This window comes from Enterobacter dykesii (assembly GCF_008364625.2).
Classification (GTDB): domain Bacteria; phylum Pseudomonadota; class Gammaproteobacteria; order Enterobacterales; family Enterobacteriaceae; genus Enterobacter; species Enterobacter dykesii.
Genome location: NZ_CP126604.1, coordinates 1,462,364 through 1,485,230, shown reverse-complemented (window position 1 = coordinate 1,485,230; position 22,867 = coordinate 1,462,364). Strand labels below are relative to the sequence as shown.

16 protein-coding genes are annotated in these 22,867 nt (G+C 54.7%); 5 read left to right on the top strand and 11 right to left on the bottom strand.

All coding sequences use genetic code 11. From position 1 onward, the window contains the following. Nucleotides 1–113 precede the first annotated feature (113 nt). On the bottom strand, nucleotides 114–806 hold the full coding sequence (locus tag F0320_RS06970; RefSeq protein WP_023310994.1) for a DUF421 domain-containing protein: 693 nt from the start codon (nucleotides 804–806) through the stop codon (nucleotides 114–116). A gap of 127 nt (nucleotides 807–933) precedes the next feature. Here F0320_RS06970 and ycaO point away from each other — a divergent pair, with 127 nt between their 5' ends. The 4 genes from ycaO (at nucleotide 934) to pflA (ending at nucleotide 7,237) form a co-directional block, all read left to right on the top strand. Beyond that, nucleotides 934–2,694 (top strand): 30S ribosomal protein S12 methylthiotransferase accessory factor YcaO, encoded by a 1,761-nt coding sequence (gene ycaO / locus F0320_RS06965; protein WP_047651308.1) that lies wholly within the window; start codon nucleotides 934–936, stop codon nucleotides 2,692–2,694. A gap of 406 nt (nucleotides 2,695–3,100) precedes the next feature. Next, nucleotides 3,101–3,958 carry a formate transporter FocA gene (focA, locus tag F0320_RS06960; protein WP_008499974.1) on the top strand — a complete coding sequence of 286 codons (858 nt, stop codon included), beginning with the start codon at nucleotides 3,101–3,103 and terminating at the stop codon, nucleotides 3,956–3,958. A gap of 51 nt (nucleotides 3,959–4,009) precedes the next feature. Continuing rightward, complete coding sequence (gene pflB / locus F0320_RS06955; protein ID WP_024907798.1) at nucleotides 4,010–6,292, top strand: formate C-acetyltransferase; 2,283 nt, start codon at nucleotides 4,010–4,012, stop codon at nucleotides 6,290–6,292. A 204-nt stretch (nucleotides 6,293–6,496) separates the two neighbouring features. Beyond that, nucleotides 6,497–7,237, top strand: a complete 741-nt coding sequence (pflA, locus tag F0320_RS06950) for a pyruvate formate lyase 1-activating protein (RefSeq protein WP_023310991.1) — start codon at nucleotides 6,497–6,499, stop codon at nucleotides 7,235–7,237. A gap of 36 nt (nucleotides 7,238–7,273) precedes the next feature. On the opposite strand, the gene F0320_RS06945 is transcribed toward pflA, so the two are convergent. The 10 genes from F0320_RS06945 to lrp form a co-directional block, all read right to left on the bottom strand. Further along, nucleotides 7,274–7,795, bottom strand: a complete 522-nt coding sequence (locus F0320_RS06945) for an anti-virulence regulator CigR family protein (RefSeq protein WP_126328142.1) — start codon at nucleotides 7,793–7,795, stop codon at nucleotides 7,274–7,276. A 123-nt stretch (nucleotides 7,796–7,918) separates the two neighbouring features. Further along, nucleotides 7,919–9,067 carry an MFS transporter gene (locus F0320_RS06940; protein WP_047742311.1) on the bottom strand — a complete coding sequence of 383 codons (1,149 nt, stop codon included), beginning with the start codon at nucleotides 9,065–9,067 and terminating at the stop codon, nucleotides 7,919–7,921. Between the two features lie 274 nt (nucleotides 9,068–9,341). Then, entirely contained in the window at nucleotides 9,342–10,205 is an 864-nt protein-coding gene (locus F0320_RS06935; protein WP_126328141.1) for a dimethyl sulfoxide reductase anchor subunit family protein, read from the bottom strand. A 1-nt stretch (nucleotide 10,206) separates the two neighbouring features. Continuing rightward, on the bottom strand, nucleotides 10,207–10,824 hold the full coding sequence (locus F0320_RS06930; protein ID WP_126328140.1) for a DMSO/selenate family reductase complex B subunit: 618 nt from the start codon (nucleotides 10,822–10,824) through the stop codon (nucleotides 10,207–10,209). A gap of 10 nt (nucleotides 10,825–10,834) precedes the next feature. After that, complete coding sequence (gene dmsA / locus F0320_RS06925) at nucleotides 10,835–13,279, bottom strand: dimethylsulfoxide reductase subunit A (protein WP_149323884.1); 2,445 nt, start codon at nucleotides 13,277–13,279, stop codon at nucleotides 10,835–10,837. 211 nt (nucleotides 13,280–13,490) lie between these two features. Beyond that, nucleotides 13,491–14,783: a serine--tRNA ligase gene (gene serS, locus F0320_RS06920; RefSeq protein WP_126328138.1), complete on the bottom strand. Its 1,293-nt coding sequence runs from the start codon at nucleotides 14,781–14,783 to the stop codon at nucleotides 13,491–13,493. 92 nt (nucleotides 14,784–14,875) lie between these two features. Beyond that, a complete protein-coding gene (rarA, locus tag F0320_RS06915; RefSeq protein ID WP_126328137.1) occupies nucleotides 14,876–16,219 on the bottom strand; it encodes a replication-associated recombination protein RarA in 1,344 nt (447 codons plus the stop codon). 9 nt (nucleotides 16,220–16,228) lie between these two features. Beyond that, nucleotides 16,229–16,843, bottom strand: coding sequence for an outer membrane lipoprotein chaperone LolA (lolA, locus tag F0320_RS06910; RefSeq protein ID WP_028019257.1), 615 nt, complete (start codon nucleotides 16,841–16,843; stop codon nucleotides 16,229–16,231). Nucleotides 16,844–16,971: 128 nt separating this feature from the next. Then, a complete protein-coding gene (locus tag F0320_RS06905) occupies nucleotides 16,972–20,673 on the bottom strand; it encodes a DNA translocase FtsK 4TM domain-containing protein (protein ID WP_126328136.1) in 3,702 nt (1,233 codons plus the stop codon). A 135-nt stretch (nucleotides 20,674–20,808) separates the two neighbouring features. Continuing rightward, nucleotides 20,809–21,303, bottom strand: coding sequence for a leucine-responsive transcriptional regulator Lrp (gene lrp, locus F0320_RS06900; RefSeq protein ID WP_000228469.1), 495 nt, complete (start codon nucleotides 21,301–21,303; stop codon nucleotides 20,809–20,811). A gap of 544 nt (nucleotides 21,304–21,847) precedes the next feature. Between lrp and trxB the strand changes: the two genes are divergently transcribed. Next, the gene (trxB, locus tag F0320_RS06895) at nucleotides 21,848–22,816 is read left to right on the top strand and encodes a thioredoxin-disulfide reductase (RefSeq protein WP_023616696.1); all 969 of its coding nucleotides are present in this window, start codon (nucleotides 21,848–21,850) and stop codon (nucleotides 22,814–22,816) included. Nucleotides 22,817–22,867: the final 51 nt, after the last annotated feature.

The following is a 22,867-nucleotide window of genomic DNA, read 5'->3' as shown; positions in this document are numbered from 1 at the left end:
TTATCATTCAGTGACACGCGCCGCAATGTCTAAAACTTATGACCCGTGAAATGTGCCCCGCGTCACACAAAACAATCTGCCGCCTCGCTAAGTCAAAACCGACAAAATGGCTGTCAGGTGATACGTTTGGCCCGGCTAACCTTCGTCCATTCCGGATTTGCACAGCGGGGGCATAATTGGCGATCCCCCGGCTGCATCGCGACGACATGGCTACATCTTACGCAAGCATACTCGCCTGATTCAGGTACCGTTCTGAAACGCTCGATCAGCATATCCGGCAGGATACACAGTCCCGGTTTTACCTCGTCGTCTGAATAGTAATAAACGCTGATCTGCCCGTTGGTTTCCATGATCGCCAGACGCACCTGCCCGAGCTGTTCAACGCTGTTCAGGCGTAGCTCCATAAAGAACTCAAACTCGGTCATATTGGCGCTTTGTACATTTTCCCAGGCCAGCTGTCCGTCCTCGACGATAACGACCGGCTTGCCTTCAAGCAGATCTTCCAGCTTTTCGCTTTTCGACATCAGCCACATGACAAGACGGTAAAGTAGCGCCAGTGAGACAAAAACGATAAACACCGGCACCATCGGCACGTCGTCATAAAAGGCGACGTCCCCCGCGGCAGACCCCAGCGTCAGGATGATCAACACCTCAAAGAGCGACATCTGCCGCACGCCGCGGCGGCCGGTGATTTTAAGAAACAGGAAGACGAGGACGAAGGTATACAGGCTGCGCAGCGCCACTTCGCCCAGAAATTCAGGAGGAACTTTATCAAACGCCATCCGCTGGAGATCAAATGCTTTCATTTTTTTATGCCTTAACAGTCAGTTACTGCCACTAAGCATAGCCCAGCCTTTTATTTTCGCCGAAGATAGCACCCGTCACGCAAAACCCGTATCATTGCGCGCTTTACGTACGATAAAAGTGAACGCCATGACTCAAACGTTTATCCCCGGCAAAGACGCCGCTCTGGAAGATTCCATCGCTCGCTTCCAGCAGAAACTGACCGACCTGGGTTTTAACATCGAAGAAGCCTCCTGGCTCAATCCGGTGCCTCATGTCTGGTCAGTGCATATTCGCGATAAAGACTGTGCCCTGTGCTTTACCAACGGTAAAGGCGCGACAAAAAAAGCGGCACTGGCCTCTGCGCTGGGTGAGTATTTTGAGCGTCTGTCCACCAACTATTTCTTCGCTGACTTCTGGCTGGGCGAAACTATTGCTAACGGCCCGTTCGTTCACTATCCGAATGAAAAATGGTTCCCGCTGACCGAAGATGACGAGCTGCCGGAAGGTATTCTCGACGCGCGCCTGCGTGCTTTCTACGATCCGGAAAACGAACTGACGGCCAGCATGCTGATCGATCTGCAGTCTGGCAATGAAGACCGTGGGATCTGCGCCCTGCCGTTCACCCGTCAGTCTGACGAGCAGACCGTGTATATTCCGATGAACATCGTCGGCAACCTGTATGTATCCAACGGTATGTCCGCCGGTAACACCCGCAATGAAGCGCGCGTGCAGGGTCTGTCCGAGGTCTTTGAACGCCACATTAAAAACCGCATCATCGCCGAATCCATCAGCCTGCCTGAAATTCCGGCAGACGTGCTGGCGCGCTACCCGGGCGTTGTGGAGTCCATCGCTAAGCTGGAAGCAGAAGGTTTCCCAATCTTTGCCTACGACGGCTCGCTGGGCGGCAAGTATCCGGTTATCTGCGTGGTGCTGTTTAACCCGGCCAACGGCACCTGCTTCGCCTCCTTCGGCGCACACCCTGACTTCGGCGTGGCGCTGGAGCGTACCGTTACCGAGCTGCTGCAGGGCCGTAGCCTGAAAGATCTCGACGTCTTCACTCCGCCAACGTTTGACGATGAAGAAGTGGCCGAGCATACCAACCTTGAAACCCACTTCATCGACTCCAGCGGTTTAATTTCCTGGGATATGTTCAAGCAGGACGCCGACTATCCGTTCGTGGACTGGAGCTTTGCCGGTACCACGGAAGAAGAGTTCGCCACGCTGATGGCTATCTTCAACGCCGAAGATCAGGAAGTCTACATTGCCGACTACGAACACCTTGGCGTCTACGCGTGCCGCATTATCGTTCCGGGCATGTCCGACATCTACCCGGCTGAAGATCTGTGGCTGGCGAATAACAGCATGGGCGCGCACCTGCGCGAAACGCTGCTGGCTCTGCCGGGCAGCGAGTGGGAGAAAGAAGATTATCTGAACCTGATCGCCCAGCTGGACGAAGAAGGCCACGACGACTTTACCCGAGTACGCGAACTGCTGGGCCTGGCGACCGGTAAAGACAACGGCTGGTATACCCTGCGTATCGGTGAGCTGAAAGCGATGCTGGCCCTGGCGGGTGGCGATTTGGATCAGGCTCTGGCCTGGACCGAGTGGACCATGGAATTCAACCAGTCGGTCTTCTCTGCCGAGCGCACCAATTATTACCGCTGCCTGCAAACCCTGCTGCTGCTGGCACAGGAAGACGATCGCGAGCCGCTGCAATACCTGAATGCTTTCGTGCGGATGTACGGAGCTGAGGCCGTAGAAGCAGCCAGCGCAGCCCTGAGCGGCGAAGAGCCGTTCTATGGCCTGCAGGCTGTTGATAGCGATCTGAAAGCCTTCCCGGCGCATCAGTCGCTGCTGAAGGCCTACGAAAAGCTGCAGAAAGCTAAAGCCGCTTACTGGTCAAAATAAGCGCAGATAACATTACCAGCAGTAGGCGTATTCAATCGTCTGGGCTATATTACGGGGCAATTTCATTGCCCCGTTTTTTATTTTCTTCGGCAATGACTGTTGATTGTAATAATAAAGTTAAACATGGGTAAATATAATAATATTTACCTGGGCTTTACTGTTACTTTTTATGGTAAATACTCCATATTAATTAACTGTGTCAGAGGTGGCTGAACGAAAAAATTCAACTCTTTTCATAACTTTTAAAATTTATTTTTATACGGATAATCAAATACTTACTCCGCATTTGCTGTAAAACCATACACACTGCGGGCCTATAAGCCAGGCGAGATATGATCTATATCAATTTCTCTTCTATAATGCTTTGTTAGTATCTCGTCGCCGACTTAATAAAGAGAGAGTTAGTGTGAAAGCTGACAACCCTTTTGATCTTTTACTCCCTGCTGCGATGGCCAAAGTTGCCGAAGAAGCGGGTGTCTATAAAGCAACGAAACACCCGATGAAGACGTTCTATCTGGCGATCACGGCTGGTGTGTTCATCTCTATCGCTTTCGTCTTCTACATCACCGCCACCACCGGTACTGCCGGAATGCCTTTCGGCATGGCCAAACTGATTGGCGGCATTTGCTTCTCACTGGGTCTGATTCTTTGCGTCATCTGCGGCGCCGACCTCTTCACCTCAACGGTGCTGATTGTCGTGGCAAAGGCCAGCGGAAGAATTACCTGGGGTCAGCTGGCGCGTAACTGGCTTAACGTCTACGTGGGTAACCTGGTTGGCTGTCTGCTCTTTGTTTTGTTGATGTGGCTTTCTGGCGAGTACATGACCGCCAACGGTGGCTGGGGCCTTAACGTCCTGCAAACCGCCGACCACAAAATGCACCACACATTTATCGAAGCCGTTGCTCTCGGCATCCTCGCTAACCTGATGGTCTGCCTGGCTGTATGGATGAGCTACTCGGGTCGTAGCCTGATGGACAAAGCCTTAATTATGGTTCTGCCGGTTGCGATGTTTGTTGCCAGCGGCTTTGAGCACAGTATCGCGAATATGTTCATGATCCCAATGGGCATTGTCATCCGCGACTTTGCAAGCCCGGAGTTCTGGACCGCAGTTGGTTCATCCCCGGAAAGTTTCTCTCACCTGACTATTATGAATTTCATTACTGATAACCTGATCCCTGTCACTATCGGGAACATTATCGGTGGGGGTCTGTTAGTTGGGTTGACATACTGGGTCATTTACCTGCGTGGCGACGATCATCATTGATGGTTTTCTCAGGCAGTAAATAAAAAATCCACTTAAGAAGGTAGGTGTTACATGTCCGAGCTTAATGAAAAGTTAGCCACAGCCTGGGAAGGTTTTGCGAAAGGTGACTGGCAGAATGAAGTAAACGTACGTGACTTCATTCAGAAAAACTATACCCCGTATGAAGGTGACGAATCCTTCCTGGCTGGCGCAACTGACGCGACCACCAAGCTGTGGGACAGCGTAATGGAAGGCGTTAAACTGGAAAACCGCACTCACGCGCCAGTTGATTTTGACACCTCCGTTGCTTCCACCATCACTTCTCACGATGCTGGCTACATCAACAAAGCCCTTGAGAAAATCGTTGGTCTGCAGACTGAAGCACCACTGAAACGCGCAATTATCCCGTTCGGTGGTATCAAAATGGTTGAAGGTTCCTGCAAAGCGTATAATCGCGAGCTGGACCCAATGCTGAAAAAAATCTTCACCGAATACCGCAAAACCCACAACCAGGGCGTATTCGATGTTTACACCAAAGACATTCTGAACTGCCGTAAATCTGGCGTTCTGACTGGTCTGCCAGATGCGTATGGCCGTGGCCGTATCATCGGCGACTACCGTCGCGTTGCGCTGTACGGTATCGACTTCCTGATGAAAGACAAGTACGCGCAGTTTGTTTCCCTGCAGTCCGATCTGGAAAACGGCGTAAACCTGGAAGCGACTATCCGTCTGCGTGAAGAAATCGCTGAACAGCACCGCGCGCTGGGTCAGATCAAAGAGATGGCAGCGAAATATGGCTGCGATATCTCTGGTCCTGCTACCAACGCTCAGGAAGCTATCCAGTGGACCTACTTCGGCTACCTGGCCGCTGTTAAGTCTCAGAACGGTGCAGCAATGTCCTTCGGTCGCGTATCCACCTTCCTGGATGCGTACATCGAACGCGACATCAAAGCAGGCAAAATTACCGAGCAAGACGCTCAGGAAATGATTGACCACCTGGTCATGAAACTGCGTATGGTTCGCTTCCTGCGTACCCCTGAATACGATGAGCTGTTCTCTGGTGACCCAATCTGGGCAACAGAATCAATCGGTGGTATGGGCGTTGACGGCCGTACTCTGGTAACCAAAAACAGCTTCCGCTTCCTGAACACCCTGTACACCATGGGTCCTTCTCCGGAGCCGAACATCACCGTTCTGTGGTCTGAAAAACTGCCTCTGAACTTCAAGAAATTCGCCGCTAAAGTGTCCATCGATACCTCTTCTCTGCAGTACGAGAACGATGACCTGATGCGTCCGGACTTCAACAACGACGATTACGCTATCGCTTGCTGCGTAAGCCCAATGGTTGTTGGTAAACAAATGCAGTTCTTCGGTGCGCGTGCAAACCTGGCGAAAACCATGCTGTACGCAATCAACGGCGGCGTTGATGAAAAACTGAAAATGCAGGTTGGTCCTAAGTCTGAGCCGATCAAAGGCGACGTTCTGAACTTCGACGAAGTGATGGACCGCATGGATCACTTCATGGACTGGCTGGCTAAACAGTACGTGACCGCGCTGAACGTTATTCACTACATGCACGACAAGTACAGCTACGAAGCCTCTCTGATGGCGCTGCACGACCGTGACGTTATCCGCACCATGGCGTGTGGTATCGCTGGTCTGTCCGTTGCTGCTGACTCCCTGTCTGCAATCAAATATGCGAAAGTTAAACCAATTCGTGACGAAGACGGCCTGGCTGTAGACTTCGAAATCGAAGGTGAATATCCGCAGTTTGGTAACAACGACTCTCGTGTTGATGACATGGCGGTTGACCTGGTAGAACGTTTCATGAAGAAAATTCAGAAACTGACTACTTACCGTAACGCTATCCCGACTCAGTCTGTTCTGACCATCACCTCTAACGTTGTGTATGGTAAGAAAACCGGTAACACCCCAGACGGTCGTCGTGCTGGCGCGCCATTCGGCCCAGGTGCTAACCCAATGCACGGTCGTGACCAGAAAGGTGCGGTTGCCTCTCTGACCTCCGTTGCTAAACTGCCGTTTGCTTACGCGAAAGATGGTATCTCATACACCTTCTCTATCGTGCCAAACGCGCTGGGTAAAGACGACGAAGTGCGTAAAACTAACCTCGCGGGTCTGATGGATGGTTACTTCCACCACGAAGCGTCCATCGAAGGTGGTCAGCACCTGAACGTGAACGTAATGAACCGTGAGATGCTGCTCGACGCGATGGAACACCCTGAGAAATATCCTCAGCTGACCATCCGCGTATCTGGCTACGCAGTACGTTTTAACTCCCTGACTAAAGAACAGCAGCAGGACGTTATCACCCGTACTTTCACTCAGTCCATGTAAGTGGAATTGACTGAAATCACGCGTTAAAAAGCGTACAATAAAGGCTCCACGTCAGTGGGGCCTTTTTAGCACCCTCTCCACCTCAGTCTCTTTTGTCCGCTATCTATACTCTATGGATATCAGCCAAAACAGACTTCAACACAGCCGGCTTTGAGCTGTGCATACTCAGGCCCCGGACGGGCCGATGCTGGAGATATCACCGCAATGTCAATTATTGGTCGCATTCACTCCTTTGAATCCTGTGGCACCGTCGATGGCCCGGGTATCCGCTTCATCACCTTTTTCCAGGGCTGCCTGATGCGCTGCCTGTACTGCCATAACCGTGACACCTGGGATACCCATGGCGGTAAAGAAGTGACCGTTGAAGACTTGATGAAAGAGGTGGTGACCTACCGCCACTTTATGAACGCGTCCGGCGGCGGCGTCACCGCATCCGGCGGTGAAGCCATTCTGCAGGCTGAATTTGTCCGCGACTGGTTCCGCGCCTGCCATAAAGAAGGCATTCATACCTGCCTCGACACCAACGGCTTCGTACGCCGTTACGATCCGGTTATCGACGAACTGCTTGAAGTGACCGATCTGGTGATGCTCGATCTCAAACAGATGAACGATGAGATCCACCAGAACCTGGTTGGCGTCTCAAACCACCGCACGCTGGAATTTGCCAAATACATTGCCGATAAAGGCATCAAAACCTGGATCCGCTACGTGGTGGTTCCCGGCTGGTCAGATGATGACGACTCCGCGCACCGCCTGGGGGAATTTACCCGCGACATGGGCAACGTCGAGAAAATCGAGCTTCTGCCCTATCACGAGCTGGGTAAACATAAATGGGTGGCGATGGGCGAAGAGTACAAACTTGATGGCGTGAAGCCGCCGAAAAAAGAGACAATGGAACGCGTCAAAGGTATTCTTGAACAGTACGGCCACAAGGTGATGTATTAAAGAAAAGGCCCGGTGAGAACCGGGCCTTTTTATATTCTATTTAAAGACGCCGTTAATAACGGACGTCACAATGGCTGTACTCAGCGCAATTAAGACCAGGTCGTCTCCGACCACGCGCCATTCATAGCCAGGGTAGGAAGGAAGCTGGCCCAGCATTGAGGCCGGCACGGTTTTCTTCGCAATGCCCGGAGGCAATGGCTTACCGCGCGCCAGGTTTTTCGCGATACCCGGAGGCAGAGAGTCATAGCCCGTTAAGCCATAATTCAGCGCCAGATGGCGGGCATGATCGAAGCTCACGCGAGCATCGACATCGTTACCGACATCTTTACTGCTTTCAAAGCTTTTATCCGATTTTCCAGGGTTATCCTGACCGTTATTTTGCTTATTGCCATGGTTACCAGAATTCCCGTTACCATGATTACCGCCATTACCTTGCCCGCCACCGTTTCCGTGACCACCGCCATTCCCGTTTCCAGGATTAGCCATGACCGGAGCCGTTGCAAACGTTAAAGACAACACTACGGCAAGTGCGGTAGTGGAAAAACGACGAATAGACATGATTGCTGCCTTATAGTGGTAGGACTCACATGAATTATCGCCTGGCGCAATAAACAAACAATAAGTAAAACTCTTAGTTGTGACAGGGACAAAAAAGCCTGTCATCGACAGGCTTTTATTTAATCAGGCATGTGCCACAGGCGTTGGATGCTCGCCTGCTTTGCGCAGCAGCATCAAGAGATAAATAAACGACACGCTGGCGATCATGATAAACAATAAATTATCGGAATAATTCTGCATCAGCATCGCGGTAAACGTCGGCCCTAATAAACTGCCGATGGTATAGCTCAGTAACAGCGCCTGGTTCATTGCCACCAGCTGGTGATGTTCAACTTTCTCACAGGCCCAGGCCATCGCGACCGGATAGAGCGTAAAGCCGGCGGCCCCGAGAATAAACAGCGCAGGCGCCATCGCGGCGTTGCTGAGCATGGCAAGGCATCCCATGATGACCACGAAGACCTGAACGCGAAGCACCAGCAAACGACCGAAGCGGTCCGCAAGGCGGCCAATCGGCCACTGCCCGACGATCCCCGCACTCACCATCACCGCCATCCAGAAGCCAATTCCGGAATCGCTGACGCCCTGATGATTCAGATAGAGCGGCATCAGGCCGTAGAGCGAGCCCAGTACAATCCCCGAGATAATGCAGCCGTTAACGCCCAGGCGCGCCTGACGCAGTCTCAGCATCGGCCAGACGTGGGTCGCTTCCTGATGCTCGCTGTTCTGGTTCACAATACGCGTGAAGAGCAGTGGCAGGATTGCGGCCAGCACCATGCCCGTTACCCACGGCAGAACGCTCATCAGATCGGTTGGCAGCTTGCTGACCATCAGTTGACCCAGCACGGTGCCGACGTAATAAACCATCATATAGGCTGCCAGCAGGCGTCCACGGTTGCGCGAAGTGCCGCTGCACATCAGCGCGCTTTCAACCACCACCCAAATCATCGCGCAGCCTACGCCTGCGATAAAGCGCCATGCCATCCAGCTCCAGAATCCGACCATCAGGCCCAGCCCTGCACACCCGGCGGCGAAAATCAGCGAAGCCAGATAATAGCTGCGATTAAAGCCAAAGCGCTTAATCAGGCTCCCGGTCATTAGCGTACCCAGCAGGTTCCCGGTAAAAAAGGACGAGCTGACCATACCCACCTGCCAGGTCGGTAAGTTTTCATGGGCGAGCCATAGCGGGACGAGCGTATTTAACACTGCGATCGCCAGGGTCAACAGAAGCAGGCCACAGAGCAACAGGAGCACTGGGCGGGTATAGGTGGTCATGGATTAAAAACCGTGAGGAAGTTCAGATTTCGTGCGCATCATGCCACTGGCAAAAACAAAGTCAATCCACTGATTTAGCCGCCTCGCACAATATGTTCCCTGTCGATTTAAAAAACTTATCCTGCTAATGCCACGCCTGCTATAGATATTAATTATGTGTCTGTTTTTATTTATTAATGGGCGAAATTAAAACAAAACGACAGTCGAAAAATTTCATGATCGAAAAAAGAAAAGCCGGGCACTCTGGCCCGGCTTGATATAACCAAATGCAACGTTAGCTGGCGACAGCCATACCAACGGTCATATGCAACCCGTAGAACACACCGCGGCCAATCAGTTCACCCGCCAGGACCAGCACAAAGGCCAGTGACAGCAGCGGCAGCGCGGGCTGATAGCCTTTGAGCTGAGGAGCAATCCAGAATACCAGCGCAGCGACCAGCAGAACGATACGCCAGGCCATCAGCGCACCGTAGTCCGGCACCAGGGCAGAGGCCTGCTGGATAGAGCTGTGAATGGTTGCCAGTTCAGAACCCTGCATCAGGGCGACCATCGCACTCACTACCAGCGCCAGAAGCGAAACAGCGGGCAGCAAACGCATAGCCCATCCGTCGACACCCGCCACGCGCAGCAGCAGGTAGCCCAGCAGCGGCCCGCCGATAAACATCGTCAGGAAGAAGCTCATTGGCGTCCAGACGCTGTACCAGGTGGGGACGGTATCGATGGTGTTATAGACGCGTACCATCATCCACACGAACACCACGCCCAGTACCATGGTCACGATTAACCACAGGCTGCGCAGACCCGCTGGCAATTTCTTCAAAGCGGCCAGCAGCCAGCCCAGACCACCGACGGCAAAGAAAATTGCCCCGCTGGCAATCTCGTTACTGAGGGATGAGGCCCCCACGCGGTTCAGAGAGTTAAACGCGCGCATCGGCGAACCCAGGTGCAGAGTAGAGGCGATAAAGCCAATCCCCATAAGCACCCACAGGCCAAACATGCTCAACACTAAACGCTGCTGCTGTTCGGCATTGAGGTTCCCTTTCAACATCGCCAGCGCGAGCACAATGAAGCCGCCCGCCACGCACTGACCAAAGACCGTGAAGATCATCAGCGGCCATTCATGCCATCCACTTCCCATCTCACACCTCCTTCGGGTTTGCCAGGTAGCCGGTGGTGTCACCAGTAGGACGGCTGTTGGCGTTAGGTTTAATCACAATGCTCGGCTTCGTGAAGTGCGCAGACGGCAGCGGTGCCACGGCGGCAAGCTGACCGTGTTTTTGACGCAACTCTTCGATGGGACCGAAGTCCAGCGCGCGCAGCGGGCAGGACTCGACGCAAATCGGCTTTTTGCCATCCGCTACGCGGGTGTGGCAACCGTCGCATTTGGTCATGTGGCCTTTAGCAGCATTGTACTGCGGTGCGCCGTACGGACAGGCCATATGGCAGTAGCGACAGCCGATGCAGACATCTTCATCCACCACCACAAAACCGTCTTCACGCTTGTGCATTGACCCGCTCGGACAGACCTTGGTACAGGCCGGATCTTCACAGTGGTTGCAGGCAATCGACAGGTAATAGGCAAAGACGTTCTGATGCCAGACGCCGTTATCTTCCTGCCAGTCGCCCCCGGCGTATTCGTAGATGCGGCGGAAGCTGACGTCAGGAGTCAGGTCTTTGTAATCTTTACAGGCCAGCTCGCAGGTTTTGCACCCGGTGCAACGGCTGGAATCAATAAAAAATCCATACTGGGTTGTCATCGGCTACTCCTTAAACCTTTTCAACCTGGACAAGGTTTGTGTGGGATGGGTTGCCCTTCGCCAGTGGCGACGGACGCTGCGTGGTCAGTACGTTAATACTGCCCGCCTGGTCGATGCGGTTGGCATCAGGGCTGTACCAGGCCCCTTCCCCCAGCGCCACCACGCCTGGCATCATGCGCGGCGTCACTTTGGCTTCGATGTGGACCTCGCCGCGACCGTTGAAGATACGCACGCGATCGCCATTGCTGATGCCGCGCGCTTTGGCATCCATCGGGTTGATCCACATATCCTGACGGCAGGCGGCTTTCAGTATGTCGACGTTACCGTAGGTGGAGTGCACGCGCGCTTTGTAGTGGAAACCGGTCAGCTGCAGCGGGAATTTCGCCGTCAGCGGATCGTTATAGTTTTCAAAACCTGGCGTGTAGATCGGCAGCGGATCGATAACGTCCCCTTCCGGCAGCTGCCACGTCGACGCAATTTTTGCCAGCTCTTCGGAGTAGATTTCGATTTTGCCCGATGGCGTGGTCAGCGGGTTCGCCTGCGGATTTTCACGGAACGCTTTGTACGCCACGTGGTGCCCTTCCGGATCGCGCTGTTTGTACATCCCCTGCTTGCGGAAGGTATCAAAGTCCGGCAGGTCAGGAATCGCCTTACGGGAGAGTTCATGCAGATGGCGCATCCACCCTTCCTGAGTGCGTCCCTCGGTAAACTGCTGCTCAACACCAAGACGTTTCGCCAGCTCGGAGGTCATCTCATAGATGGTTTTGCACTCGAAGCGCGGCTTGATGGCCTGGTCAGTAAAGATGACGTAGGACATGTTGCCGCAGGAGGCGTCCAGCGCGAAATCCATCTGCTCAGAGGCGGTGCAGTCCGGCAGCAGGATATCGGCATATTTTGCCGAGGAGGTCATGTGGCAGTCGATCACCACAATCATCTCGCACTTCTTGTCATCCTGGAGGATCTCGTGGGTGCGGTTGATTTCTGAATGCTGGTTGATGAGGCAGTTACCGGCATAGTTCCAGATCATCTTGATCGGCACGTCCAGCTTGTCCTTGCCGCGCACGCCGTCGCGCAGGGCGGTCATTTCAGGACCACGTTCAATCGCATCGGTCCACATAAACATGGAGATGCTGGTCTGAACCGGGTTATCCAGCGTCGGCATGCGTTCGAACGGCACTTCATACGAGCCTTCACGCGCGCCGGTGTTACCGCCGTGAATGCCGACGTTGCCGGTCAGAATGGAGAGCATGGAGATGGCGCGGGTCGCGATTTCGCCGTTCGCATGACGCTGCGGACCCCAGCCCTGGCTGATGTAGGCCGGTTTGGCCGAGCCAATCTCACGCGCCAGCTGAACGATACGCTCGGCCGGAATGCCGGTGATGGTGGATGCCCACTGCGGCGTTTTCGCCACGCCGTCATTGCCCTGCCCGAGAATATACGCCTTGTAGTGACCATTAGCAGGCGCGCTGGCCGGCAGGGTTTTCTCGTCATAGCCGACGCAGTATTTATCCAGGAAAGGCTGATCGACGAGGTTTTCTGTGATCATTACCCACGCAAGCGCGGAGACCAGCGCCGCATCGGTCCCCGGACGGATGGGGATCCACTCGTCTTCACGTCCGGCACCGGTGTCGGTATAGCGCGGATCGATGATGATCATGCGGGCATTGGATTTGGCGCGGGCCTGTTCGAGGTAGTAAGTTACCCCACCGCCGCTCATGCGGGTTTCACCCGGGTTGTTACCGAACAGCACGACCAGCTTACTGTTTTCAATATCGGACGGGCTGTTGCCATCAGCCCAGCCGCCGTAGGTGTAGTTCAGTCCTGCTGCGATCTGCGCAGAGGAATAGTCGCCGTAGTGATTGAGATAACCGCCGCAGCAGTTCATCAGGCGTGCCACCAGCGTTTTACCCGGTGGCCAGGAGCGGGTCAGCGTGCCGCCAAGCGTCCCGGTACCGTAGTTCAGGTAGATGGATTCGTTGCCGTACTCTTTAATCAAACGCTGCATGTTGGTGGCAATGATGTCGTAGGCTTCATCCCAGCTAATCCGCTCGAACTTCCCTTCCCCACGCTTACCGACGCGCTTCATCGGATATTTCAGGCGGTCCGGATTATACACGCGACGACGCATGGAGCGACCACGCAGGCAGGCACGGACCTGATGTAACCCTTCGTAGTTATCGTCCCCGGTATTGTCGGTTTCGACATATTTAATTTCGCCATCCACCACATGCATACGTAGCGGACAACGGCTACCGCAGTTAACGGTACAGGCACTCCACACCACTTTTTCCGGAACTGAGGCTGGGGATAGTGCATCCGCCGCTGAGGCCAGTCGGGTAAAAGGGAGCGTGAAGGCGCTGCTGGCTACGGCCAGGCCGCCTATTGCCGTGGTTTTCATCAACCCACGGCGAGTGACCTCGGCAGCCATTAATGCTTCAGGCGCGTTGATTTTCATAGAGACTCACTTTGGTTGCTCACAAAGAAAAGAGAGGCGGCGTAAACCGCTATGTAGTTTTATATATAACGATTTTTTTCGTTATCAGATTTTTATTCTGACTTTCATTCGGAGGAGTATTACTACTTTAGAGGGAAGGGTTATTGCGTCGTATCAAATCAAAGGCATAAAAAAAGCGCCCTGAGGCGCTTTTTTGTTGTGAGGCAAAGAATTAGCCGATGTACTGCTGGCCTTTCATGTATGGACGCAGCACTTCAGGGATTTCAATACGACCGTCTGCCTGCTGATAGTTTTCCAGCACGGCAACCAGCGTACGACCCACAGCCAGACCAGAACCGTTCAGGGTATGCACCAGACGGGTTTTCTTGTCAGATTTGCTGCGGCAGCGAGCCTGCATGCGGCGCGCCTGGAAATCCCAGACGTTAGAGCAGGAGGAGATCTCGCGGTAAGTGTTCTGCGCAGGCACCCACACTTCCAGATCGAAGGTTTTGCAGGCACCAAAGCCCATATCACCGGTGCACAGGGCCATACGACGGTACGGCAGACCCAGCAGCTCCAGCACTTTCTCCGCGTGGCCGGTCATCTCTTCCAGCGCGTCCATGGACTCTTCAGGACGAACGATCTGCACCATCTCAACCTTGTCGAACTGGTGCATACGGATCAGACCGCGCGTGTCGCGACCGTAAGAACCGGCTTCAGAACGGAAGCACGGAGAGTGTGCCGTCAGCTTAATTGGCAGGTCGTCTTCATCGATGATCTCATCACGCACGAGGTTAGTCAGCGGCACTTCCGCGGTTGGGATCAGCGCGTAGTTGCTGCTGTCTGCTTCCTCGTCCAGCGGACGGGTATGGAACAGATCGCCGGCAAATTTCGGCAGCTGGCCCGTACCGTACAGCGTATCGTGGTTGACCAGATACGGCACGTAGGTTTCGCTGTAGCCATGCTGCTCGGTGTGCAGATCCAGCATGAACTGCGCCAGCGCACGGTGCAGATTGGCAATCTGGCCTTTCATCACCACAAAACGGGAGCCGGTCAGCTTAACCGCAGCCGCAAAGTCCAGGCCCGCGTGCATTTCGCCCAGCGTCACGTGATCGCGCACCTCGAAGTCAAACTCACGAGGCGTACCCCAGCGTTTCACTTCAACGTTGTCGTTTTCATCTTTGCCAACAGGCACGCTGTCGTCAGGAATATTCGGGATAGCCAGGGCAATATCACGAATCTCGGCCTGAAGAACATCCAGCTCAGCTTTTGCCTGATCCAGTTCTTCACCCAGCTTGTTCACTTCCAGGCGTAATGGCTCAATATCTTCCCCGCGCGCTTTCGCCTGGCCGATGGATTTCGATCGAGAGTTACGCTCTGCCTGCAGATTTTCAGTTTGTACCTGCAGAACTTTACGACGCTCTTCAAAAGCGCGCAGCTTATCTACATCCAGCTTAAAGCCCCGGCGTGCCAGTTTTTCAGCGACTGCGTCTGGCTCATTACGCAGCAGATTGGGATCGAGCATGCTTATCCTGTGCTTATCGAATTAAAATAGGAAAATGTGGCCACAGCCTGCGGCCACAAGGATACATTGCCAACATTACCGCAACGATTGAACTAACGGTAGCGTTTTATAGGGCTATTTTGATCCTGTCCGGCGAGCCAGGTGAGCTTTTCACCAATCTTGCCTTCAAGACCTCTGTTTGTGGGGTGATAATAGCGCGTTTGTGCCATCTCCTGCGGGAAATATTCCTCCCCGGCGGCGTAGGCATTGGGCTCGTCGTGAGCGTAGCGATACTCCTGCCCATAGCCCATCTCTTTCATCAGTTTGGTCGGCGCGTTACGCAGGTGAACCGGCACGTCGTAGTCCGGACGTTCGCGCGCGTCGGACATCGCCGCTTTGAACGCGGTATAAACCGCATTGCTTTTCGGCGCACAGGCCAGATAGACAATCGCCTGCGCAATGGCACGTTCGCCTTCCGCGGGTCCAACGCGGGTGAAGCAGTCCCAGGCCGACAGTGCAACCTGCATGGCGCGAGGATCGGCATTACCGACATCTTCTGACGCAATCGCCAGACAGCGACGCGCGACATATAAAGGATCGCCGCCCGCAGTGATAATGCGCGCGTACCAGTAAAGCGCCGCATCCGGCGCGCTGCCGCGCACGGACTTATGCAGCGCCGAGATCAGGTCGTAAAAACGGTCGCCTTTATTATCGAACCGCGCGCTACGCTCCCCGGCAATTTCGGTGAGCAGTTCCGGCTTCAGCACACGCTTCCCGGCATCGTCGACTTCGGCCATATCGGCCATCATTTCCAGCGTGTTCAGCGCCCGACGCGCATCGCCGTTAACCAGTTCGGCAATCGCACGACGCGTGTCGTCAGGCAGAACGATATCCTGCCCGCCGTAGCCGCGCGCTTTGTCGTCCATCGCCTGGGTGAGAACCTTTTCGATATCCTCGGTGGTCAGCGATTTGAGCAGGTAAACGCGCGCGCGGGAAAGCAGCGCCGAGTTCAGTTCAAACGACGGGTTTTCGGTGGTCGCGCCGATGAAGAAGATCGTGCCGTCTTCAATGTGCGGCAGGAAGGCATCCTGCTGGCTCTTGTTGAAGCGGTGGACTTCGTCCACGAAGAGGATGGTGCGCCGTCCGGCATTGCGGTTCTGCCGCGCACGCTCGATCGCCTCACGGATCTCTTTCACGCCGGAGGTGACCGCCGAGATACGTTCAACGTCCGCGTTGGCATAGCGGGCGATCACTTCTGCAAGCGTGGTCTTGCCGGTGCCAGGGGGGCCCCAGAGGATCATGGAGTGAAGATGCCCGGCCTCAATGGCGCGCGGCAATGGCTTACCGGCAGCCAGCAGATGCTGCTGGCCGATGTACTGCGCTAAATTTTCTGGCCGCATACGGGCGGCCAGAGGTTGAAACGCGTTATCTGAAAAATCGAGCGACAGATTGCCCACTCACGCCTCTTACTTATTGCGTTGGTCGTCCACCGTTACGCCCTTCGGCGGGGTAAAGGTGAATTTCGATGCATCAACGGCGCCGTTCTGCTGAGACTTGAGCTGGTAGCTGCTGCGCTGATCGTCCTGCTCAACCGCGCCGAACTGATTAATGGTACCGTTGGTGCTTACGTTAATGGTGAACTGCTTCAGGTTGCCGTTGCTGCCTTTCGGCGTCAGGACAAACTCATCACCCGTCTGTTTAATATTGTACTGCTGCCAGTCGCTGGACTGGTTACGGGCAATCAGCATAAACGGCGTATTGCTGGTGGCATCTTTCAGCCAGGTGGCCGTTGCCTGCTCAACGAACGGGTTGAAGAACCATAAGGTTTTGCCGTCCGACACCAGGATGCTTTCATCCGGCTGGGTCATGTGCCAGTTGAACAGATTCGGGCGTTTTACCCACAAATCTCCCTGACCTTCCTGCACCGCGTTGCCGCTGCCGTCCGTCACTTTTTGCGTGAAGCTGGCGTGGAAGCTGCTTACTTTATCCAGTCGGCTTTTAAGGTCGCTGGCTGCATCAGCCCAGACGCTGCTGGCGACAAAACTGGTGAGTAATGCACAGGCGATGGCGATTTTTTTCATTGTTATTCCTTAAAATACGTCTTCCCGATATGGGGTTTCCGTCTTCTATTCTGGACCTGCCCGAAGGCAGGCGACAGAAGAAAATGCTTAATTTTGGCTGATTTACCCTTCTTTGCAATCGCTGAAGGTTAATCAAACGGCGGCGGCGCCAGCACCTCGCGGTTACCGTTATGCCCCTGCTCGCTCACAATGCCCTGCGCTTCCATCTGCTCGATGATGCGCGCTGCGCGGTTATAGCCAATTCGGAACTGACGCTGCACGCCAGAGATGGACGCTTTGCGTTTTTCAGTAACGAAGTTAACCGCCTGATCGAATAACGGATCCAGCTCTTCGCCGCCGTCGAAGCCACCGCCGCCGCCTTCGCTTTCCGTATCGCTGGTAATACCGTCAACGTATTGCGGACGACCGCGCGCCTTCCAGTCCTGCACGACGGCGTGTACTTCCTCATCGCGGACGAACGCACCGTGGACACGCACCGGAGAGGTAGAGTTCGGGCCTGAATAGAGCATATCACCCATACCCAGCAGCGACTCTGCGCCGCCCTGGTCAAGAATGGTACGGGAGTCAATTTTACTGGATACGGTAAAGGCGATACGCGTCGGGATGTTCGCTTTGATAAGACCAGTGATAACGTCCACGGAAGGACGCTGGGTCGCGAGCACAAGGTGAATACCGGCCGCACGCGCTTTCTGCGCCAGACGGGCAATCAGCTCTTCAACTTTCTTACCGACGGTCATCATCAGGTCAGCGAATTCATCGACCAGCACGACGATATAAGGCAGTTTTTCCAGCACCGGATGCTGGGCATCCATGCTGTCACCCGGCTTCCAGTAAGGATCCGGGATCGGACGCCCCATGCGCATCGCCTGGGCGATTTTCTCGTTATAACCGGCCAGGTTACGCACGCCTAACGCAGACATCAGCTTGTAGCGGCGTTCCATCTCATTGACGCTCCAGCGCAGAGCGTTGGCGGCGTCCTTCATATCGGTGACCACTTCGGTCAGCAGATGCGGGATGCCTTCGTAGACCGAAAGTTCGAGCATTTTCGGGTCGATCATGATGAAACGCACATCTTCCGGCTGCGCTTTATAGAGCATGCTGAGGATCATGGCGTTCACACCGACAGACTTACCGGAACCGGTAGTACCCGCTACCAGCAGGTGAGGCATTTTGGCAAGATCCGCAACGACCGGATCGCCAGCGATATCTTTACCCAGCACCACCGTCAGCGGAGAGGGGTTATCGCGGAATTTGGTGTTATCCAGCACTTCACGCAGGTAGACGGTCTGACGTTTCTTGTTCGGCAGCTCAAGGCCAACGTACGGTTTGCCCGGTATTACTTCCACCACACGTACCGCAACGGTCGACAGAGAACGCGCCAGGTCACGGGACAGGTTGGAAATACGCGCGGCTTTAACGCCAGGCGCCAGGTTCAGTTCAAATCGTGTGATAACAGGACCCGGCGAGTAGTTCACCACGTCTGCCTTGATGCGGAAGTCAGCCAGACGCGCTTCCACCAGACGCGCCATCTGCTCCAGCGCGAAGGTATCAACCGGTTCCACTTCTGACGGCGGCGGCGTTAACAGATCCAGAGACGGCAGCGGCGTGCTTGGACGCTGCAGCGGACGGCTGTCACCGTTACGCATCAGCAGCGGGTGAATCAGACTTTCCTGCGGCTGAGGCGCAGGCTGCTGGAACTGCGGCGGCTGTGGTGGCTGCTGAACAGATTGATGCGGCTGCGCATACGGCTGCTGAACAGGTTGTTGCGGCTGCGAGTAGGCCTGTGGTGCTGGCTGCTGGCGCACAGGCTCTGCTTCCGGCATCACGCTCGGGGTAAATAAAGGCTCGCTCGGGCCATCATCCACCAGATCCTTCATCGGTGAGAATTCAAAATCAGACAGCGAGAACGGATTTGCACCAGCCGGTTGTTCACCGGAATAGCGCTGCTGCTGGGTGGCGGCAAACTGGCGCGCCAATTCGGCTTCAGCCGCGTCCTCTTCGTCTTCCAGCACCGGTTCATCGTGCTGATATTCTTCACCGTAGCGTTGATTCTGCTGCACGGCGAACTGACGGGCCAGCTCGTCCTGCTGCATTTCATCGGCGTCATCTTCGTACTCAGGCTCGCGCGCTTTCTCTTCGGCCATACGCTGGGAAGGCAGCTTGATGCCATAAGAGGCAAGCTCACGGCGGGTTGGAACGCGAACGCGATTAGGGCGAGGCAGTTGCGGGCCAATCCCCTCCTTCACCTGAGGACGTGGCGCGCTCCCTGTTGCCAGGCTAAAGACAGGTGCAGCCACGGCAGCAGCCGCGGTAGCCTGCTTCACGCTTTCTGCTACGGGTGCAACAGCAGGCGTCGGGTCGACCGGTGGAACAGAAACAGAAGGCGCTTTCGTCACTGGCTCCTGCACCGGTTCAGGCACAGGCTGGTACCATGCGGCCAGCTGTTCACGTTCACGCGCACGACGCTCTTCGACTTCTTCAAAATAGTACATTGGTGGACGAGAGGGTTTTACCTCTTCCACGATTTCAGGTTCAGGCTGCGGCTCTACATAAGGCTGCACAGGTTCAACCGACTCAGGCACATACTCCTGATAAGGTTGGGCCACAGGCTGTTCATAGTGCGGATAATCTTGCGGTTCATACGCAGGCTGCGGCGGCTGATAAGGCTGCTGCCACTGCTCCTGCTGCACAGGGATGTAGCTTTCAGGTTCAGGCGCGATAACCGGCTCCGGCGTGTGAACGCCTGGCGCAGTCTGCCAGTCAACCTGAGGCTGCTGGATAACGGATTCCGGCGGCGAAACCGGCGCGGATGGCGTCACGGCGTCGACAGGCGCGGCATACGCCTGCGCAGCGGTCGTCGCGGCTGCGGCGGCTGCAACCGGCTCGGTAACCGAATGGCCGTTTAACAGCGGATCGTATTCGTCGAAGTCACCCGGCGTGGCACGGCTGCCGGAGAAGAGCACATCGTCAGGATCGACGGCGACACCTGCAGCGCGATACGCAACCTGCTCGTCTTCATCCATGCGTTTACCGGAGAAGAGCGCCGCATCGGTTTTACGACCCAGCGGGTTGGCAAATTTCTCAGCAACACGCTGGCGACGTGCCAGCGCGCCGCGCAGAATACGCGCACGACGAGACTCGCGACGCTGCACAGGCGCGTCGTCTTCCTCTTCATCTTCGTACTCGTCTTCATCAACCCACGTATCGTCACGGCGGGTACGGTTGCTGGCGAAGGTCAGAATGGTGAGGATAAAACTGCCAATTTTCTCGGCAATGCTCACCCAGGACCAGCCGGTAAACAGCGTCAACCCAGCCGCCCAGATGCACAGCAGCGCCAGCGTACCGCCGCTGCTGTGCAGCATCGGCTGCAGCGCAGAACTGAGTAAGCTGCCGATCACCCCGCCAGAGGCGAAGTACCAGATATCATCCGCATTTATCGCCGCTAGCCCGCACGAGGTGAGGATCAGCGCCAGTGCGCCAATCAGGCGCAGCGACACGGCAAAATAGTCGATGTAATCATCGTTCTGACGATGACGCCACGCAAACCAGCATCCGCCAATAATAATGACGGGAAGGGTGTAGGCCATCACACCGAAAATGAAGAACAGCGTGTCCGCAAGCCAGGCACCGGGGACACCGCCTAAATTATGGATAGGCTCATGCCATGCAGTTTGTGACCAGCTGGGATCTGAGGGGTTGAAACTGAGTAAGGCTGCCATCAGCCAGACGGCGAAAAGGGCAATAACAATCAGCAAAGCCTCGAGGAGACGACGTCCGCTGCTTAGCTTCGATAGTGTGACTTCTTTGTCTTCAGTGTATTCCTGGCTCAAAAAAGGCTCTCCAGGTATCAGGCATATCCTGCCTTTTTGCTAAAACGGACAACAGCGCCGGGACTCCCCGGCACTGTTGCTGTATGGATTAACAGGAGTGTAATCAAACTACGCTGATTTTGCACCTGTTCCGTGTTAGCGCGTCTTAATAACCAGACGATTGCTCTGTTTGACCTCTTCCATCACCACATAAGTACGGGTGTCGTTCACGCCTGGCAGACGCAGCAGGGTTTCACCCAGCAGCTTACGGTAGGCGGACATATCAGGCACACGGGTTTTCAACAGGTAGTCGAAATCACCGGACACCAGGTGACACTCTTGAATTTCTTCAAGTTTTTGTACAGCGGCGTTAAATTGCTCAAACACATCCGGCGCACCACGATTCAGAGTAATCTCAACAAATACCAGAAGTGAGGCATCCAGATAATGCGGGTTCAGCAGAGCTGTATAGCCCTGAATGAAACCCTGTCTTTCCAGTCGGCGCACACGCTCAAGGCACGGCGTCGGGGAAAGTCCCACACGTTTTGAAAGCTCGACGTTGGAAATACGCCCATCCTTTTGCAATTCATTAAGAATGTTACGATCGATACGGTCGAGATCTTTGCCAGGGCGCTTCTTGCTATCTACCATTATTATTGTCTCTCTGTATTCCTTCCCTACTCCTGCCTGGACCCTGTGCACATCACTGTTCAGAGCCTGTACCCGTTAGTCATCACATCGCCTGATTATGTATTAGACGCGATGCGGATTCGGGTTCTGTTGGTAAGAAGACCGTTGCCCGAAGGCAGTCACCGACATCACGTATGGCGTCTGTCCACGCCATGCGTAGATTTCACTGACCCGGTAAAAATGGCATTTACGTGCATGCCTATGCGGCATACGGTTAACGCGGTTTTTTTTCTTCCTTGAATGTTTTCGCAAAAGCGCAGGGGATTGTCAAAGCAAAACATCGTTTTTTAGTACAACATGCCGGATATTCATTACGGCAGGGTATTAATCCTCATTTTATTGCCTTACAAACGACCGGTTTTCAGGCGAAAGCGTGATGTTATAGCGCGCCATTCATCGTCCGTGACTATTACACAGATTGATATCAAAATTGCTGCGCTCTTTTTTTACGACAACAAATTCCCTACAATCCAGCCAAATGTCTGCCAACAATAATGGGGATCTCATGGGCACGGCCAAACACAGTAAGCTGCTAATCCTTGGTTCTGGACCTGCGGGATATACCGCAGCGGTCTATGCTGCACGCGCTAACCTGCACCCGGTACTCATCACCGGTATGGAAAAAGGCGGTCAGCTGACCACCACCACCGAAGTGGAAAACTGGCCAGGGGACCCGAACGACCTGACCGGGCCGCTGCTGATGGAGCGCATGCACGAGCATGCCGCTAAATTCGAAACCGAAATTCTGTTCGACCACATCAATAAGGTCGATCTGCAGAACCGTCCGTTCCGCCTGACGGGCGACAGCGGCGAATACACCTGTGACGCGCTGATCGTTGCCACCGGCGCTTCTGCCCGTTACCTTGGTCTGCCATCCGAAGAAGCGTTCAAAGGCCGCGGCGTCTCTGCCTGCGCAACCTGTGATGGTTTCTTTTATCGCAACCAGAAAGTCGCGGTTATCGGCGGCGGCAACACCGCGGTGGAAGAAGCGCTGTACCTGGCGAACATTGCCTCTGAGGTGCACCTGATCCACCGTCGCGAAACCTTCCGCGCGGAGAAGATCCTGATCAAGCGTCTGATGGATAAAGTGGCAAGCGGCAACATCGTGTTGCACACTAACCGTACCCTGGAAGAAGTGACGGGCGACCAGATGGGCGTTGCCGGCCTGCGTATCCGTGATACCCAGAACACCGATAACGTCGAAACGCTGGAAGTGGCGGGTCTGTTTGTGGCGATCGGTCACAGCCCGAACACCGCGATCTTCGACGGTCAGCTGGAGCTGGAAAACGGCTACATCAAAGTGCAGTCCGGCATTCACGGTAATGCGACCCAGACCAGCATCCCTGGCGTGTTCGCGGCTGGCGACGTGATGGACCATATTTATCGTCAGGCGATTACTTCTGCGGGTACCGGTTGTATGGCCGCGCTGGACGCTGAACGCTACCTTGATGGACTGGCTGAACAAGGTAAATAATCTTTACAAGTCAGTAACAAACGTAAATAAAGGCGGCGATAAGTCGCCTTT